Consider the following 17706-nt stretch of genomic DNA (forward strand, 5'->3'; position numbering starts at 1 on the left):
GGTTAAGATGTTTTTGGGTGAACTATCTTAACCGGAAGACCATGGCTCTTTTGCTGCCCAAGAGCCCTAAACTGTCAACGCTTTTCTAAACCAGGGCACGTAATTCATATGCCCGCAGGAGTATCGAGGCACAAAATCGAGTATGGGGATTTCATTTCGGAGAAAGGGATATCAGGAGAAGTACATTTGTGCTTATTATCGCAGGAACGGGGTTTATTATTCTCGGCATTCTATCACTTTTTCAAGTTATTCGTTTCAAATGACAGTGATAAAAGACTTGGAAGCTGAGTGAAATCCTTGCTCAGGCTATGATCGGAGCCCCCTCCTCCAGTTTAGCGGTCGCATTAAGAAAGCAATCCCATGCCATCCTCTATCTTTCAATTGCAAATCCTCATTTTCCCTCACGATACTTTTTTGTTTCTTCGTAGATGGATGCCGCACCCACTGGGCTGATTTCGATTTTGCGTCCTCGGAGCGGAAGCTAACAATTATTAGAAAATTGAACGGTTGCGATGTCCAGGAAGTACTTCTACGATTTTCCTCTTGCGTAAACCCGCTCTTGAGCGCATCCCAGCGCATCTCCCGCCAGCCGAAGTGGGTCTATGGGACCGTCCAGGCTACGCCCAACTTCATTCACCATCCGGGTCCCGAAGGCATGCCGGGCGGGAGACCCTGCTCCTATTAGAAACAGTTGCGTTGCTCATAGCTCGGGGAAAGAAGAGCGGGCTTTTTGGAACTCCGTGCTCAGGCGGAGTGCATTGCTACTAAACCCATGGATACCAGGTAAGTAATAAGCGGAATTTCACGTTGCTTTTGGGCCTTCTTCTGTCTACTATAACGTACTCATATAGGTAGGGGTGCCTGTATGAGAAAGGGGTACACCCCCGTTTCAGGGGGGAATTCAAAAGGGGAGGTAATACGATGAAAGGGAAGACAGGCAGTGGATTGTTCCCGCCCGGCAAACGCGGCGGGGGCCCGAGGGCCGCACTGCTGGGCAGGTACCGGCTTCCGGTTCTTGGGCTGCTCATCGGGGTGCTTCTGGCTTTTTTCTTGCAGTCCTGCGGTGGATACAGCACCAACACCGTGGACAGCAAGTTTGTTCCGTCCGACATAACGCCCCAGACTCTCAACGAGTGGATTCAGGACGGCTTCGTGGACAACGAGGGATTTCCCGTGGTCATACTGGATGTCACGGGCAGCGGTACTTATAATGAAGGACACATCCCGGGCTCCCTCCTCGTAACCGAGGGCCATTCCGAGACCCGCTCCGACGGGGTCCTCGATGTCGTGACCATGGTCCTGGACGGCCCGAGCATGAACGCGCTGATTCAGCGACTCGGCATTACCTCGAAGTACACCACCATTGTGATTACGGGCTCGTCAATGTTCAGCATATCGAGGTTCTACTACGATTTCCGCTACTGGGGCTTTCCCCAGAGCAGGCTAAAGGTGTTCCGGGGGACCAGAGCCCTCTGGACGGATGCGGGCCTCGCCTTCACCACCGAGACCCCGCCGACGCCGACTCCTTCCTCCTTCAGCGTCGCCGACATTGATAAGGATACGGCGGTCAGGGCCTCTCTTCAGGAGATGATAAACGTCGCGGAGGGCAACGTCGCCGATACATTTATCTGGGACGTGAGAAGGCCCAGTGAGTATGACGGCACCGCCGGCTCGACCTCGGGGCCTGATCCTGCCGTGCCCGGCTTTGTGGCATTTGAGGGGCATATCAAGGGTGCCGTGAACCTGAATGTCCTGAACACCGACCCCGCTTCGGGCCCGGTCTTCCTGGAGCCCGGCTTCGGGAAATTCGTGGACAACGCCACCATGCTTGCGGGGCTGGGGACCATCGGGGTCACCGGGGACAAAACCACATACGTTTACTGACGCACGGCTGTCAGGGCAGCCGTGAGCTACCTGATTTTGGATGGTTTTCTTGGTCTTCCGGCAAAAGTGTATGACGGCTCCTGGATTGAATGGGGATACCTGGCGGACACGGCGGAGGACGGCGCGCTCCCGGCAGACTCCCCGTGGAGGACCGATATCTCGACCCTCTCCGAGCCCATCACGTATAACGTGGACAATGGGGAACCGGTGGAGTCTATCGCCGGGGATGTCGTCGACCCCTATGCCCCCCATGCCAATTTGATTAACGTACAGGACGAAAACTTCGGCGGTGGCGGCGGACCCGGCGGCGGATTCGAGACTCCGGGGTATTAATCCGCCATAACCAAAGGACTATAAAGGGAGAAGGAGTCGTTATGAATGTAATAAACAGAAAACTTCTTTTTTCGCTTCTCGCGCTGGCCTTCTTCGTGGGCGTGAGCGCGGAGACGGCCTCTGCCGCCGCCGTATTACGGGTGAGCGACCAGAGCTGGCTGGCCGTCACCTACGAGATGCAGCTTTACTTCCAGTACCGGGACCAGGGCACCGGCCCGGACAGAGGCGACGATACGACGGACATCTATTTCAGGAGAAACAGGCTCGGCTTCCGGGGCCAGGTGACCGACAAGTACGGGTTCGTGCTTCAGATAGAGCATCAGGGCGACAGGAGCATCGACGACATCCGGGTCCTGGACGACCCCATAGACAGGTTCACCGTGCTGGACGCCTTCCTGTACGCGAAGTTTTACAACGCCCTTCAGCTCCGGGTCGGCCTGACGAAGGACCCGCTGGTGAGGGAGCACAACGAGGGCTGTTTCTTCCCCCTGAGTATCGACCGGTCCCTCTTCGTCTACACCCCGCTGCGCAGGCGGTCCCGCGACTTCGGCCTGCTCCTCTGGGGGAACGTGTACGACAACAAGATACAGTACAAAGTCGCGGCGATGAAGGGCCTGAACAGGAGAGACGCCCCCGAGAGCAGCCTGCGCTACACGGCAAGGGTCCATCTCACCCTCCTGGACCCGGAAAACCTGCCCATCTACTTCGGAACGTACCTCGGGAAGAAGAAAGTGTTCACCGTCGGCGCGGGAGTCCAGTACCAGCCGGACGCGGTTTTCGGTAACGTAGCCGCGGGCACCTTTCCCAAAGACTACCTGGCGTGGACCTACGACATCTTCTTCGAATATCCCGTCAAGTCAGTGGGCACCTTCACCGCCTCGGCGGCCTTCCTGGACATAGACTTCGACGACGCGTACAAGGGCGGCGACCCCGATCCTTTCGCGGTGGGCATCGATGGCGAAAAGAACGGCTGGTACACCAAGGCCGGGTACATGCTGCCCGACAAGGTGGGACCGGGCCAGGTCCAGTTTTTCGGCCGTTATGAGGAGTGGAAGTTTGCACAGCTTCAGGGTATATTGGACCAGAAGATAGACTGGTACGCCGCCGGCCTGAACTACTATCTGAACGGGCAGAACCTGAGGGTCAGCTTCGAGTACTCTATGAACGACTTCGAGAAGGAGAACCCGGAGAACCAGGACTTCAACACATTCACCACGATGCTTCAGTTCCGGTTCTAAGCAAAAGGGGAACACAGAAGGGGGGCGTCACCGCCCCCCTTCTCTCCGACCCCGATGGGATGTGAAAAGGGATGAAGAGGAGCTTTGCGGGCGCACTGCTTTTCCTGCTCGTTCTTTCAGCGGGACAAGGCGGCTACGGAGAAAATGCGAAAGGAGCGCCCGACCTTGCCGTCTCCCCTTCGAAGCATGACTTCGGCGTCCTGGGTGTGCCCCTGGAGTCGAAGACCCGGGTTTTCACCATCTCCAACACGGGCGCCGCAGCCCTGGTCGTCTCCGGCATCGTCCTTTCGGACACCGCCAATTACTCCCTGGACATGAATACAGGCCCGGACCCGTGCGGGAGCGTAACGCCCAGAATTGCCCCCGGCGGGCACTGTACCTTCGCGGTCACTTTTTATCCCCAGTCCCAGGGAATACTGGATGCGAGCATCACCGTCCTGAGCAACGACCCCGACACCCCCCGCATGAGCGTCCCCCTGAAGGGTTTCGGCCTTCTCTGCTATTGTTAGTGCCGGCGTATCACTGATTCATGATCCATGTGAGGAGATACGGAGAATCCGTGGCTTCCGGAGACTTCTTACGTGCAGATAATGCCGAGGTGCATCTGTAGGACATCCGGGCTCCCCCCCAATTTTATTGACCATCCATGTCCCGCAGGTATGCCGGGTCGTAACCCGTGGATTATTCTGATATAATGGACGATGGCTCTCTCGCGTCGTCTTCTGGGGCCCGGGCTACTTGTCCTTTTGTCCCTTGTCCTTTTCACCTGCTCCCGGGACGGGAGCACCACCTCGAAGGAGACCACTCTCACCGCGGCGGAGGCCGCCGAGAGGCTCTTCCATCCCCTGGCCACACACTTTGCCGAGCGGTACACCGACGACCTTCCCGGACTGCTCAAGCGCAAGTACATCCGCGTCCTGGTGACGTTCAACCGCACGAACTTCTTCTTTAACGGCGAGAGGCTCTTCGGCTTCGAGTACGCCATGCTCAGGGACTACGAAAAATTCCTGAACAGGAAGATACGGCGGAGGGACCTCAGGGTGGTCCTGGACTTCATCCCCGTCTCCCGGGACCGGCTTCTCCCGGCCCTCCGGGAAGGCTACGGCGACATCGCGGCAGCGGGTCTCACCATCACGCCGGAGCGGGAGAAGACCGTGAACTTCTCCCGTCCCTACCTCACGGTGGACGAGGTCGTGGTCACCAACGGCAAGGTCAAGGGCGTGGAGAGCGCCGAGGACCTGGCCGGCCGGGAGGTCATGGTCCGCCAGAGCAGCAGCTATTACGAAAGCCTCATGAAGCTGAACGACGAGCTTCGGGAAAAGGGGCTTGAGCCCGTAAAGGTCATCAAGGCGGACGAGACCCTGGAGACCGAGGACATCCTGGAGATGGTGAACTCCGGGGCCGTGGAGATTACGGTCTCGGACAGCGATATCGCCCGTGTGTGGGCCCGCGTGCTGCACGGCATCAGGGTGCACGAGGACCTTACCCTGCGCGAGGGGGGAAAGATCGCTTGGGCGGTGCGGAAGGGGAACCCGGAGCTCCGGGCCAGCATCAACCGGTTCATGAAGAAGCGGCGGAAGGGCACCCTCGTGGGCAACATCTACTTCCAGCGCTATTTCGAAAACACCAAGTGGATAGAAAATCCCCTGACCCGGACCGACGAGGCACGGCTGGCCCGCCTGAGAAAGCTTTTCAAGAAATATGCCTCGGAGTACGGTTTCGACTGGAAGCTGGTCATGGCCGTGGCCTACCAGGAATCGAAGCTGAACAACAGAAAGCGCAGCAGTGCGGGGGCGGTGGGCATCATGCAGGTGCGCCCGGCCACCGCCGCCGACAGGAACATAGCCGTCGGAGACGTCAGCAAGCTGGAGAACAACATCCACGCCGGGGTGAAGTACCTGGCCTTCCTGAGGGACCACTATTACAGCGAGGCCGATGTGGCCGAGCGAGACAGGGTGCGCTTTACCCTGGCCGCCTATAACGCGGGGCCGGGCAAGATACGCAAGGCCCGCGCTCTGGCAGCCCGGATTGGGCTGGACCCGAACAAGTGGTTCCGGAACGTGGAGATTGCGGCCCTGAAGGTGGTAGGGCAGGAACCGGTGCGCTACGTAAGCAACATCAACAAGTTCTACGTCATATTCTCCCTGGCCCTGGCCCGGCAAAACGCCGGCAAAGGCGATGTCGCAGACGCCCGCCTCACTCTCCCCGGGACCCTATAGAGGGACCTCCACCACCCGGGGAAGGTGGGTAAAGACGATGTACGCCCTCGCGGGGAGGCCGAAAAGCCGCTCCGCCGCCCGGGCGTAGGTCTTCATCTGGAAGGAATAATCGCGGAGGAGGGTGGGAATCTCCCTTTCCTGGACGGGGAAGGTCTTATAGTCGTAGACCCGGGCCTCGCCGTCCCGGAGGACCACCCGGTCGATCCTGCCCCGGTAGAGCGTGCTGCCTCTCTCAAGGACGAAGGGCAGCTCCGCGTGGGCCCCCGCCCGGGGAAGGACAATGTCTTCAAGCAGGCGGGAGTCCTTGAGCTTCGCCATGTCGGTCAGGATGCTCTTGCGGGTCTCCTCGCTCTCCTGGGACTCCGCACGGAGGAGGCGGGAGGCCCTCAGCGGAAGGTCCTCTTCCCCGAGAAGGCCCCTGGAGAGCTCCTCGAACAGGCGGTGCATCACCGTGCCGATAAGGACCCAGTTGTCTCCGTGGCGCCGCCGCACGGAGTCGGTCTCCTCGGCCGTAACGTCCTTCCACGTCCTCTCGGGCTCGTACCGCAGAGGCTCGGGATAGGCCGGACGGACCATGAAGTCCTCCGCCCTGCCCAGGCCCGCCTCCGCCCGGAGGGGAAACCGCCCGGCCACGTCCTCCTCGCCCAAGACCCGAAGAGGCCCCGGCTTTTTCTCGCCGGAGAGGATGTCGAAGGCGTCGCCCATGAAGGCGAGCCTGCCTTCGAGCTTTCCCTTCCGATGGGAGCCCACCATGCAGAGGTAGTCCATGGCCCTGGTTACGGCCACGTAGAAAAGGCGCTTTTCCTCTTCGTGCTCTTTGAGCTTCTGGCGGCGGAAACGCTCGTCCCTGGCCCTCCGCGAGGAGTCCTCCTCCAGGGCCACGACGGGGAAATCCCCCGCGTCCTCGACCACCACCGGGCCGGAGGAGGAGCCCAGCTTCTCTTCCAGGGAAGGGAGAAAGACCATGGGGAACTGAAGACCCTTGGCGGCGTGGACGGTCATTATCCGCACGGCGTCCATCCCCTCGGTGCTGACGTTCGCCTTGGCCTCCTCCCTGCCCGAGGAGCGCTTCCTGAGGAGCACCTCCCGTATTTCCACGAGGGAGAGGCCCTGGGCCTGCATGTCCTCCACCACGGCGATGAATTTCCTGACGTTGGCATGGCGCTGCTTTTCCCACAGATGGACCCATCCACCGGTCTCGGTGAGGGCCTGCTCAAGGAGAATGCCCAGAGGGGTGGCGGGACTCTCCTGGAGCCATCGCCCGAGCAGGGACGCGGCCTCTGCGTGCCTCTTCTCTCCGGAAGCCCTGAGCTTCTCCAGGAGAGGGTCCTCTCCCCGGAGAAGGCGCATGAGGGACGGATAGCTCAGTCCGAAGAGGGGTGAGCGGAGGAGGCAGAAGAGGCTGTAGTCGTCCGTAGGGTCCACGAGAAAGGAAACCAGCTCCCTCAGAAGGGCGGTCTCCGGCTCCTCGTAAAAGCCTATCCCCTTGACCACCACGAAGGGGATGCCCTCGCGCCGCAGGGCCTCCTCGAAAAGGCCCAGGTGCGTGCGCCTGCGCAGAAGCACGGCCATGTCGCCAAAGAGGCACGGACGGCTCTCTCCGTTTTCGAAGACCTGGTGGCTTCCGACCAGGGCCCTCATGGCCCGGGCCAGCACCCGGGCCTCCCGGGCGCGGGTGGCCTTCGTCGAGTCCTGCCCCTCGAGGAGGATGAGCTCCACCCGGCCCGGCCCCTCGGTGCGCCGGGCCTCGAAGGGGGAGTAGCCGGTCATCCAGGGCTCCGGCGGGTCGGGGGGCATGATGCGCGCAAAGAGCAGGTTCGTGAACTCCGTGATGGCCGGAAGGCTCCGGTAGTTGTCCCTGACCTCCTCGTAGTGGAAGCCCTCTTCGCCCATCCACCGGGAGAACCGCTCCCTGGCCCCCCGGAAGACACCCACGTTCGCTCCCCGAAAGAGATAGATGGACTGCTTGCCGTCTCCCACGAGGAAGAGAGTAGGCGTATGGCCCTGCTCCCGCTTCGGGCCCATACCGGCCCGCCACTCCTCGGTAAGCTTGTCCACGATGCGCCACTGAAGCGTACTGGTGTCCTGAAACTCGTCCACCAGGACGTGGTCCGTATGCTCGTCAAAGGCATAGAGGATGTTGTGGGCCTCCGGCCCCAGGGAAAGGGCCTGATAGGCCAGGAGCTCCAGGTCGTTATAGTCCAGAAGGCCACCTTCGAGCTTCTTCTTCCGGTACCGAAGGAGGCACTCCCGGTACATTTCGAGAGAGGCGAGGGCATCCCCCTCCAGGCCGTTCAGCCCCCGGCGGTCCTGAAGGAGCATCTCCGAGAGGGGATGCCGCAGGTGTATCTCGTCCAGGAGGCGCTTGACCGAGCCCCATCCCCTCAGGCCCCTTTCTTTCATGAGCCGGGTGAGCTCGCCCGGGCACTCCCTCTCGGCCATGAGCCGCTCGTAGACGGACTCGCTCCAGAGGGATTGGGCGGCGTGCTCGTCCATGACGGCCAAGGAGGGGTCCAGGCCCAGCTCCACCGAGAAGCGGGTCAGAAGCTTCAAACAGAAGGCATGGATGGTGCTGATGCGCATCAGGGGAATCTTCTCCCTGATGTCCTCGAAGAGGGCGGGATTCTCCCGCCTCAGGACCGAGAGGATGCGCTCCTTCATCTCGGCCGCCGCCTTCTCGGTGAAGGTGATGCAGAGAATCTTCTCCACCTCGGCGCCGGCCTCAAGCAGGCTTATGTAGCGGCGGGCCAGTTTCTCCGTCTTCCCCGAGCCCGCCGGGGAGGAGATGATGACGCTCCTGGCCGTATCCAGATACGTCTCCGATGCCTCCCTACCGCCTGGCTGCATCCCTCATCCCCCGGGGGCCGTCATCGCCCTTCCCATCAAACGATATGAATTCATAAGCATTATTTCTTCCTTCGGCCTCCACGCCTCCCTGGATGAAGGGGCAGTAGGGCCGCTCGTGGCAGAGGCGGCAGAACTGCTCCTCGATGGGCCTGGCCGGAAAGGACCCCTGCCTCATGCCCCCCACCGTCCCTTCCAGGTACCGGAGGGCGCTCGTCATGAAGTCCTCCAGGGTGAGGCCCTTTTTCATGTCCCGCTTGGTGGGGAACCACTTCACACCGAGGTCCCTCAGGGAATAGATGCCCACCCGCTCCGGACGCATGCCCAGGGTCTTGAGGACGGCCGCATAGAGGAAGAGCTGAAGGTTCGCGCCCCGGCAAAGCACCCCGGAGCTGCTGACGTTGGGGGAGCCGGTCTTGTAATCGATGATGCGGACCTCGCCCCCGGCCCCCGCGTCTATGCGGTCCACCTTTCCCTTGAGGACTATGCCCGGGAGGGGCTCGCCCCTGACGTCATACTCCGCCTCCCGGAAGCGATACCCTTCCTGCCGCATTGCGTCTTCGATTTCGTAGAGGGCCGGTACCAGGCCCATGAAGGTCTCCCGGACGAGCTCCTTGAAATACCCGTCAAGGGCCGTCTCCCCGAGGACCTTCTCCAGGACCACCTCGGCGTCCCGCTTCATGGCCTCCAGGTCCGGGCTTTGCGCATCCACGAGCATCTCCATCACGGAATGGATGATGGAGCCCATGGTGAGGGGCTCTATCTCATAGTCGAGGACTTCCGGGGGCGAAAGCCCCAGGACCTTCTCCAGGAGAAACCGGCGGGGACAGGCCCTGTAGGAGTCGATATGGGTGACGCTCAGGGCCTGCTCCTCGCTGTACCGCCTGAGGTTCGAAGCCTCCCTGATATGGACCGAAAAAGGTTCGCGGCCTTCCGTGAGGAGTTTTTCCTCGGCCGAGAGGATGAGAGGAGAGACCGCCCTTTCCACTTCTTCGGCGCCGGAAAGAAGGACCGAGGGCAGAAAGACCGTGTCTCCTTCCATGGACGGATAGGACAGGACGGCCCGCCGGGCCGAGAAGGCCAGGCGGGTGAAGATGTGTCCCTCCAGGTGCATGTGCCTTTTGAGGTCCACTAGGCCGAGCTTTCTTCTCACGCTGTCGGGCAGGAGGATGTCCATCTTCGGGCGGGAGGGGAGGTCCCCGTCGCGGAGCCCCGCCATGTAGAGGACGCCGGGCTCCAGCCCGCGGACGTCCTTGAGCTCCGCTACCCGGACACCCTTCTCCTCCAGGGGCTCGGGCAGCTCATCGAGCACCCGGGCAAGGGCATCGGCAAAACCTCGGAGGTCCGTCCCTTCCGGCAAAACGCCGTCCAGATGGCCCAGCCTCCGGAGGGCACGCTCGAAACCAGCCCCATCGCCGTCGCCGCCGGGGACAAAGGCCAGGGCGGAGAGAACATCACGTAAAGCTTTAGCGTGCATCTTGTAAGAGCGCTTGATAGCAGGAGAACCAAGAGGCGCAAGCTTCCGGAAGACCGCCCGCTCCAGGGAATCCACTCCCGCGTCCCGGAAGGCCCGGACCCAGGCACCCCGTCCCTTGATGATGCCAGAGGAGAGCATGACCCGGGGGGCTTTCCCCGCAATCTCCCCGGGTATCTTCCGGAAGAAGGGAGACGTGAGAAACCGGGCCGTGGGGGAACGGGGATAGTCCCCCAGGTATGCCTCCAGGAGGCCGAGGACGTCCTGATAGGGCCGCTCGAGGAGGCTCTTTCCCCCTGCCGGAAGGCTTACGGGTATGCCGTATCGTTGGAAGACCCGCTCGACCATACTCCGGTACGGGGCCAGGCGCGGAAAGACCAGGAAAGTGCCCTCCAGGTCCCGCCGCCTTCCGGCGATGTAGTCGGCCTTTATCTCCCGGGCCACGTCCTGCACCTCTTCCTCCATGGAGGGCACGGCCCTGTATGTAAGGGGTTCCAGGGGCCGCTCGGGAGGAACAAAGGCCGGCTCAACGTTAAAGTACTTTTTTAGGTAAGCTGAGTAACAGTATGATAAATCATCATCACTTCCACTGATGGGGATAATGGCCAGGGTTTCGCGGGCCCCCTTGATAAGGGACGTCAGAAAGAGCTTCTCCGCGGGGCTCACCTCGTAGAACCCGTCCAGAAAGAGGACGTCCGGGGGCTCCAGGTGCTCCTTTACCATGGCGGCGGCCAGGGGGAAGAGGTCTTCGCGGGTGAGGGCCCCATGGTTTCCGAGTGTCTCTTCCACCAGGGCAATCATGTCCAGGGCTTCCACGGCCCTCCGGGAGGCCTCTTCATGGGTCTCCAGGGAGGAGAAGGCCTCCAGTACGCGCTTCTTCATGTCCTGCACGCTTTCCCCCGGGTAGTGCTCCTTGAGCTCGCCCATGAACTCCACCGCGAGGGTGGCCGTGCCCATGCCGCAGCCGGTGAGGCCCACGATGAGCACGGGCATGAGCGACGGGGGGAAGACAATGCCCTCTCCGTATGTGTAATGGACGTTCCGGGCGCTCTCCCGGAGGGTCATGCTCCGGGGCGGGATGTAGCAGCCCCCCGCCAGGGAATGAAACTCCCTCCGGAACCTCTCCACCAGATGGCGCGTGGGGGCAAGGTAAAGGACGCGTGAATAATCGGGACCTTCCAGGCCCCCCAGGGTCTCGCCCAAAAGGGCGTTTCTCGTTCCTCCGGTCCCCGGGGGCAGGTGATAGATGCGGAGGGCCATCCTTTAGAATACCCAATCAAGCGAGGGGAAGGGAAGGCTTGGGACGTGTGTGCGCCAGGCTCAAAGACTACCGTTTCCAGACCCGGTGCAGGAACCGCTTCACCAGGGGCTCGTGCCGGGCGATGGCCCTGTAGGGGCAGACCTCTAGGCAGCAGTAGCAGCGCATGCAGCGCTCGTAATCAAACCGCACGCCTTTCTTTTTCCCCGCCGTGGCGACAGCATGGGCGGGGCATATCTTCTCGCACTCCCGGCAGGAGCGGCAGAGCTCATCGAGCCCCCTGGGGCGGCTTGAGAGATGACGTCTCAAGGCCTTCCGGGCAAACCGGGGACCGAAGATGAGGTCCTGCACCTCGGGAATCCGGAAATCCCGTATGTCCGGAAGCGCGCCTTCAAGGGAAACGTCATCTGAAAGGAGTCCCATCCTTCGCGCCACCTTGTTGGTGAGGAGGCGGTCCGGGTCCATGCCGAGCATCCGGCAGACCGTCTGGTCCAGGGCCAGGGCGTCGTCGCTGCCCAGAAGAAGGCCCAGCTCCCTGGGGGTGCCGCGCGTACCGGGCCCCGCGCCTTCCATGGCCAGGACGCCGTCCATCAAGGTGATGGCGGGCCTGAACACCTCGGAGATGGAGACGAGGACCTCGGCAAAGAGTTCCCTGTCCTCCCCCACGCGAAAGTGCCACTCCGGCTTGGCGAAGCCCACCACGCATCCGAAGAGGTTCTTCACGGCCAGGGTGAGGCCCATCTGGGAGTGGGTCTTGAGCTTGGGCAGGTTGATGAGGACCGGGGCGTCCAGGGCATGGGCCGAGAGCACGAGGGCGCCGAGCCGCCCGTCTCGAAGGGGCACACGGCGGGGCTCGCCCAGTTCCTCGCAGGTCACCGGAAGCCCCCGGAGGGCCTCCGCGGTCCCCGTCTCGGCAAGTATCTTCTCAAAGGACCCCATCGCCGGGCTGTCGGAGACCCGAACGCGGGCGCCCCTCAGAAGGGCGTACTCCGCCGCCGCCCGGATGACCAGGGGATGGGTGGTGATGGCCTGCCCGGGGCGGGCGGGGGCGAGGAAGTTGGGCTTCAAAAGGACCTGGGAGCCCTCCTTTATGAGCCCCCGGTCCAGGCTGCCCAGGATGGCAAAGACGTCTTCTCTCAGCCGTTCATAGTCATAGGAGGATGTGCGGACGATAACCGTGGGCATATATTATTCTACAGGATAGAGGGCCGATGGCCGCCTGCAAAACGATATGTTACCATGTAGGCAAGCCGGGCCGGAACAACGATGCTCCGGAGGGCTTTTCCTCATGGAAACCCCGATGCGAGGCGAAGGCGTGAGGATTTCGGGCGGGCAGATGAAGGGCAGAAAGGTGCGGCGCAAGGCCCTGGGGGGCACGTCCCGGTACGGGACGCTGAGGGCGACCTCGTCCAAAGTGCGGGAGTCCCTGTTCAACATCGTGGGCGGGCGGCTCGAAGACGCCGTCTTCGCCGATTTGTACGCCGGCACCGGCGCAGTGGGCATGGAGGCCATGAGCAGGGGAGCCATGGCCGTTTACTTTGTGGAGGCCGACCCCCGGAGGGCCCGGGAAATAGAGGCTCTCCTGGACGGCTGCGGCTGCCGGAGCAGGGCCATGGTGGTCAGAAGCTCGGCCTCCGCCTTCCTGGAGCGGGCGGCCGGGGAGGGAATCCTTCTGGACGTCGTCTTCCTTGACCCCCCCTATGCCTCCGACGAGCTCCAAAAGGTGATGCCCCTTCTGGCGGAGGGGAGGGTCCTGGCCGAGGACGCCCTTGTCATAGCCGAGCACTCCTCCCGGAAAAGCCTTGCCGAGGCCGTGGGCGTTCTCAGGAAAAGGAAGTCCTACAAGTACGGCGACACCTCTCTTACCGTCTACGTAAGAGAGCCATGAGCAAACGCGCGAGATGCGCCCGTCTTCCGGAGGCGCGGGTTGGCCCGAAAAGGGGGCTCCCTTGAGTCGCTCATAGAGAGCGCGGACATCGGCGTCGAGGTGCTCCATCCGGGGGGCCTGGAGCTGACGGCCGAGCTTGCGGGCCTCTGCCGCATCGCTCCGGGCTCGCGGGTCATCGACGTTGCCTCGGGCACGGGCGAGAGCGCGTGCTACCTCGCCGAGCGCTTCCAGTGCCGGGTGACCGGGGTCGACATGTCCGATTTCCTCCTTGAAAAGGCACGGAAAAAGGCCCGCGAGAAGGGTCTTGATGTCCGGTTCCTGAAGGCCGACGCCCACAGCCTTCCCTTCCCCGAGGGCTCCTTCGATGCGGCCGTCTCGGAGTGCACGCTGTGCCTTCTGGACAAGCCCCGTGCCATCGGGGAGATGGTGCGGGTGGTCAGAGGGGGCGGCCACGTGGGCATGAGCGACGTCTCCTGGAGGCCGGGCACTCCCGAGAAGGTGCGGCGGAAGCTCCTGGAGCTCGAGGGTGAAAGCCCCGAGACGCTCCAGGGCTGGGCCGGTCTTTTCCGGGAGGCCGGCCTCGTCGATTGCGTCACCGTTGACAGGTCCGAGCTCCTGGCCCGCTGGGTGAGGGACATGAGAAAGAGGATGGGGGTTTCGGGGCAGGCTCGGGTCTTTCTCAAGGTCCTCTTCAGGTGGGGCTTTCCGGGGCTCGCAAGGGCGCTCCGGAGCGAGCGCATTTTCCTCGGCCCTCACGCCGGCTACGGCATCGTTGCGTGCAGAAAACCCTGAGCCCATCCTCCTGTCGGGCAGAAAACGCAATGCCCATTTAGGAACTGCCCTCTATTGAAGAGGGCGGCTGTATCGCGTATAATGGGGACATTTCATGCACCTTCACGCGTCCGAAAGAAAACCGGAGGAGCAAGGGGCCGCACTTGGTGCGGGTGATGAGCTCCTTCGCCCGGCGTCTTCACCGGTTGAAGAGTCCATCGGAGAGCCATGAGCAAGCGCGCGGTCTACCCCGGCACCTTTGACCCCTTCACCAACGGGCATCTCTACACCATCGAGCGGAGCCTCAAGATCGTCGATGAAGTCCTCATCGCCGTGGCCCATAACCCGGCCAAGAAAACGCTTTTCAGCCTGAACGAGCGGGTGGCCCTCATAGAGGAGGCCATGAAGGACGAGGGGCGCGTGAGGGTGGAGCCCTTCGATTCCCTCCTTGTGGAGTTCGCCCGCAGCCGGGACGCCTCGCTCATCATCAGGGGGCTCCGGGCGGTCTCGGACTTCGAGTACGAGTTTCAGATGGCCCTCATGAACAGAAAGCTGGCCTCGGACCTTGAGACCATCTTCGTGATGCCCTCTCTCCGTTATATTTTTCTCTCCTCCACCATCGTCAAGGAGGTCGCCAGCTACGGCGGCTCCGTGGACGGCCTGGTCCCGGCCAACGTGGAAGCCGCTCTCAAGGAGAAATTCAAATCCTCCGCAGGGAGGGACGGATGAGGAAAGAGGCCCTGCTCGTCATCGACATGCTCAACGACTTCGTGCGGGAGGGCGCCCCCCTTGAGGTCCCCGACACCCGGAAGGTTCTCCCCAACATCCGGAGAGAAATAGACAAGGCCCGCGAAGCGGGCAACCCCGTCGTTTACATCGTGGACACCCACGAGCCCGACGACAAGGAGTTCCGCAAGATGGGCTGGCCTCCCCACGCGGTGAAGGGGACGGAAGGACAACAGGTCGTCGATGAGCTCCGGCCCGAACCCGGAGACCCGGTCGTCAACAAGTCCACCTACTCTGGCTTCTACCGGTCCAGCCTCGAGAGCATCCTTCGCGAAAGAGGAATAACGGACCTCCGCCTCACCGGGTGCGTCACGCACATCTGCGTCATGTTCACCGCCGCCGATGCCGCCCTGAGAGACTATAACGTCTCGGTGGTTCAGGACGCGGTGGCCGGCCTCGCCCCCGAGGACCACGAGGCGGCCCTCAGGATAATGAAAAACGTAATGGGCGTGGAGCTCGTCTGAACCACTGAGCAGCCGGCGCGGGCTTGCGGTTTGCCGTCGTCCTGATATAATTTCGGAAGCACAATCGGGCCGTCCGGCCCGAAGACCCATGCGGGGGAGGCCAAGATGTTCCATACCGCCAAGCCGGAGGAGGTCCTTGAGGGCAGGGTCACGGACGTCTATTTCGAGCGGACCCTTAAGATCCTGAAGGGCAAGGGAGTAAACCCGCTTGTCAGGGCGGAGTTCATCGCCAAGAGCCTTCCGGACGGCGCGCCGTGGGCGGTTTTTGCGGGACTGGACGAAGCCCTTTACGTTATGGAGCGTCTGCCGTTTCGGGTGAGGGCCATGAGGGAGGGCTCGGTCTTCTACCCCTACGAGCCCGTCATGGAGATAGAAGCCCGGTACCAGGACCTCTGCGTCTACGAGACGGCCCTCCTGGGCCTCATGTGCCAGGCCTCCGGCGTGGCCACCCGGGCCGCCCGGTGCAAGCGGCTCGCGGGCGATAGGCTGGTGGTGAGCTTCGGGGCCCGCCGGATGCATCCCCTGCTGGCGCCCATGATAGAGAGGAACGCCTACGTCGGCGGCTGTGACGGCGTCTCGGTCGTCACCTCCGGGGAGCTCATCGGGCAGGACCCGGTGGGCACCATCCCCCATGCGTGCATTATCTGTTTCGGCTCCACGGTGCAGGCCATGCGGGCCTACGACGATGTCATCGAGCCCAGGGTGAACCGGGTGGCCCTGATAGACACCTTCCTGGACGAGAAGTTCGAGTGCCTCAACGTGGCCGAGGCCCTGGGGGAAAAGCTCTTCGCCGTGCGGTTCGATACCCCGTCCAGCCGCAGGGGGGACTTTTACCGGCTGCTCTGGGAATGCCGCTGGGAGCTGGACACCAGGGGCTACCAAAACGTGAAGTTCATCGTAAGCGGCGGCATAAAGGAAAAGAATATCCTGGAGTTGAACGCCCTCGTGGACGGCTACGGCATCGGGACCACCATAAGCGCGGCACCGGTCCTGGACTTCGCCATGGACATCATGGAGATGGACGGACGGCCATTGGCCAAAAGGGGCAAGCGCTCCGGCAGCAAGCGGGTGCTCGAATGCCCGCAGTGCATGGACCGAAAGACGGTGCGAAACGACGGCACAGAGTACGATTGCCCGGCGTGCAATATCCGCTACGAAGACGTTCTCGTCCCGGTCATGGAGCACGGGAAGCACTTGCTCGAAAAAGAGACGCACGCCGACATCCGCGCGAGAGTGCTCGACAGGGTAAGCAAGCTTGAGCCCGTCGTGCCCGGCTAGCCATCGCTCTCCCGGTGAGCCCTAGGGGCCGGATGCGCGCTCCTTTGCCGGGGGCGGTCTTCGTCCTTGCGGCCCTCTTCCTCTGGAGCTCCCTCGGGGTGGTCATCCGCCTGGCCGGGGTGGGGGTGCACCTGCTTCTTTTCTATGCCCTCCTGGTTGCCATCCCCCTTCAGGGTGGGCTTCTCTTCGGCTTCCGCCGCAAGGAGGTGCCCGGCGGCCGGGGGGTGGCGAAGATAGTGCTCCTGGGCGTGGTCTCTCTCGTCAATACCTTCACCTTTTTCTTCGCCCTCCAGAACACGAGCATCGCCAAGGCCGTCATGACCCACTATCTGGCCCCGGTGGTCGTTGCCGTGCTGGCGCCGGCCTTTCTGGATGAGCGCCTCACCCTGCGGGCAGTGCTCTCCCTGCTTCTGGCCAGCGTGGGGCTCTGGATACTGATGGGGCTCCGGCCGGGGGAGGCCGTGGCCCTAGTGCAAGGCGGCATGAGCCGCGACCTCATGGGCGTGCTGGCGGGCACGGTGTCGGGCTTCGCCTATGCCTTCCTCATCCTTCTTTCCCGCTCCTATGCGCCCGGGCACGGCCCGTTGGCCATGACCTTTTTTCAGAGCCTTACCATGTGCCTGCTGCTCGTGCCTTTCGTCAGCGGCCTTCCGGCCCATGCCCTCTGGGCGTTCCTGGTGGTGGGCATCGTTCATTCCACCCTGGCCCCGACTCTCTATTTTCGGGGCCTGCGCACCGTGGCCGCCGGGAGGGCGGCCATCCTGGGTTATCTGGAGCCGGTCTGCGCCATCCTCTTCGGGATCATTTTCCTGAAGGAATATCCCTCCCTTGTCTCGCTCGTAGGCGGCTCCCTGATACTTGTCTCGGGGTACGTCACGCTCAGGGAAGAGGAGGGCTGACAGGCCCGGGGACACCCTGTCATGCTGCTCCATACATGTCTTGTGGGGCATGTCCGGCGAGGCTTTGTGTGAGAAGGATAAGGCCTTGAAAAAAGGCCGCTTTACCGCTTTACATAACCGGTTTCTTTGTGTATAATAATCATGAAAGAGACGGAACCAAAAGGGGCCTTGTGCGGCAGTTGACAAAGGCCTTTTTCTTTGGTTAGTATAACTTTCTGCTCTTTGAAAACAGCTAAGAAGTGCTTAGCGAGCCCTTCGTTTTGAGAATTCAGAGTAAAATTCTGAGAGTTTGATCCTGGCTCAGAACGAACGCTGGCGGCGTGCTTAACACATGCAAGTCGAACGGGGTCATGTTTGGAAGCCGGTTTCG

14 protein-coding genes and 1 rRNA gene are annotated in these 17706 nt (G+C 62.1%); 12 read left to right on the plus strand and 3 right to left on the minus strand.

The window, feature by feature from the left end:
• The first annotated feature begins 921 nt into the window (after window positions 1-921).
• From P8Y39_08025 to P8Y39_08045, 5 genes are all read left to right on the plus strand, one after another.
• Window positions 922-1884: a hypothetical protein gene (locus tag P8Y39_08025; protein ID MEJ2192282.1), complete on the plus strand. Its 963-nt coding sequence runs from the start codon at window positions 922-924 to the stop codon at window positions 1882-1884.
• Between the two features lie 21 nt (window positions 1885-1905).
• Complete coding sequence (locus P8Y39_08030; protein ID MEJ2192283.1) at window positions 1906-2217, plus strand: hypothetical protein; 312 nt, start codon at window positions 1906-1908, stop codon at window positions 2215-2217.
• Window positions 2218-2258: 41 nt separating this feature from the next.
• Window positions 2259-3455, plus strand: a complete 1197-nt coding sequence (gene extI, locus P8Y39_08035; GenBank protein MEJ2192284.1) for a selenite/tellurite reduction operon porin ExtI — start codon at window positions 2259-2261, stop codon at window positions 3453-3455.
• A gap of 71 nt (window positions 3456-3526) precedes the next feature.
• Window positions 3527-3964, plus strand: a complete 438-nt coding sequence (locus P8Y39_08040) for a choice-of-anchor D domain-containing protein (GenBank protein MEJ2192285.1) — start codon at window positions 3527-3529, stop codon at window positions 3962-3964.
• A gap of 192 nt (window positions 3965-4156) precedes the next feature.
• Window positions 4157-5674, plus strand: coding sequence for a lytic transglycosylase F (locus tag P8Y39_08045; protein MEJ2192286.1), 1518 nt, complete (start codon window positions 4157-4159; stop codon window positions 5672-5674).
• Here the strand turns inward: P8Y39_08045 and P8Y39_08050 are convergent.
• The 3 genes from P8Y39_08050 to P8Y39_08060 all read right to left on the minus strand — a co-directional run bounded on the left by P8Y39_08050 (window position 5669) and on the right by P8Y39_08060 (window position 12435).
• Complete coding sequence (locus tag P8Y39_08050) at window positions 5669-8521, minus strand: UvrD-helicase domain-containing protein (GenBank protein MEJ2192287.1); 2853 nt, start codon at window positions 8519-8521, stop codon at window positions 5669-5671. The genes P8Y39_08045 and P8Y39_08050 overlap by 6 nt on opposite strands.
• Window positions 8505-11252 carry a PD-(D/E)XK nuclease family protein gene (locus P8Y39_08055; protein ID MEJ2192288.1) on the minus strand — a complete coding sequence of 916 codons (2748 nt, stop codon included), beginning with the start codon at window positions 11250-11252 and terminating at the stop codon, window positions 8505-8507. Before P8Y39_08055 ends, P8Y39_08050 begins: the two co-directional genes overlap by 17 nt.
• Before the next feature lie 67 nt (window positions 11253-11319).
• Window positions 11320-12435, minus strand: coding sequence for a DUF362 domain-containing protein (locus P8Y39_08060; GenBank protein MEJ2192289.1), 1116 nt, complete (start codon window positions 12433-12435; stop codon window positions 11320-11322).
• Between the two features lie 103 nt (window positions 12436-12538).
• On the opposite strand from P8Y39_08060, the gene rsmD reads away from it, so the two are divergent.
• The 7 genes from rsmD to P8Y39_08095 all read left to right on the plus strand — a co-directional run.
• Window positions 12539-13138, plus strand: coding sequence for a 16S rRNA (guanine(966)-N(2))-methyltransferase RsmD (rsmD, locus tag P8Y39_08065; protein MEJ2192290.1), 600 nt, complete (start codon window positions 12539-12541; stop codon window positions 13136-13138).
• Window positions 13139-13177: 39 nt separating this feature from the next.
• Window positions 13178-13930, plus strand: coding sequence for a methyltransferase domain-containing protein (locus P8Y39_08070; GenBank protein MEJ2192291.1), 753 nt, complete (start codon window positions 13178-13180; stop codon window positions 13928-13930).
• A 207-nt stretch (window positions 13931-14137) separates the two neighbouring features.
• Complete coding sequence (gene coaD / locus P8Y39_08075) at window positions 14138-14638, plus strand: pantetheine-phosphate adenylyltransferase (GenBank protein ID MEJ2192292.1); 501 nt, start codon at window positions 14138-14140, stop codon at window positions 14636-14638.
• The gene (locus P8Y39_08080; GenBank protein MEJ2192293.1) at window positions 14635-15159 is read left to right on the plus strand and encodes a cysteine hydrolase; all 525 of its coding nucleotides are present in this window, start codon (window positions 14635-14637) and stop codon (window positions 15157-15159) included. Before coaD ends, P8Y39_08080 begins: the two co-directional genes overlap by 4 nt.
• A gap of 105 nt (window positions 15160-15264) precedes the next feature.
• The gene (locus P8Y39_08085) at window positions 15265-16437 is read left to right on the plus strand and encodes a nicotinate phosphoribosyltransferase (protein ID MEJ2192294.1); all 1173 of its coding nucleotides are present in this window, start codon (window positions 15265-15267) and stop codon (window positions 16435-16437) included.
• 32 nt (window positions 16438-16469) lie between these two features.
• Entirely contained in the window at window positions 16470-17336 is an 867-nt protein-coding gene (locus tag P8Y39_08090) for a DMT family transporter (protein MEJ2192295.1), read from the plus strand.
• A 277-nt stretch (window positions 17337-17613) separates the two neighbouring features.
• Window positions 17614-17706 (plus strand): 16S ribosomal RNA (locus P8Y39_08095); the annotation flags it as partial.

The organism is Nitrospirota bacterium (genome assembly GCA_037386965.1).
Lineage (GTDB): Bacteria > Nitrospirota > Thermodesulfovibrionia > Thermodesulfovibrionales > JdFR-86 > JARRLN01.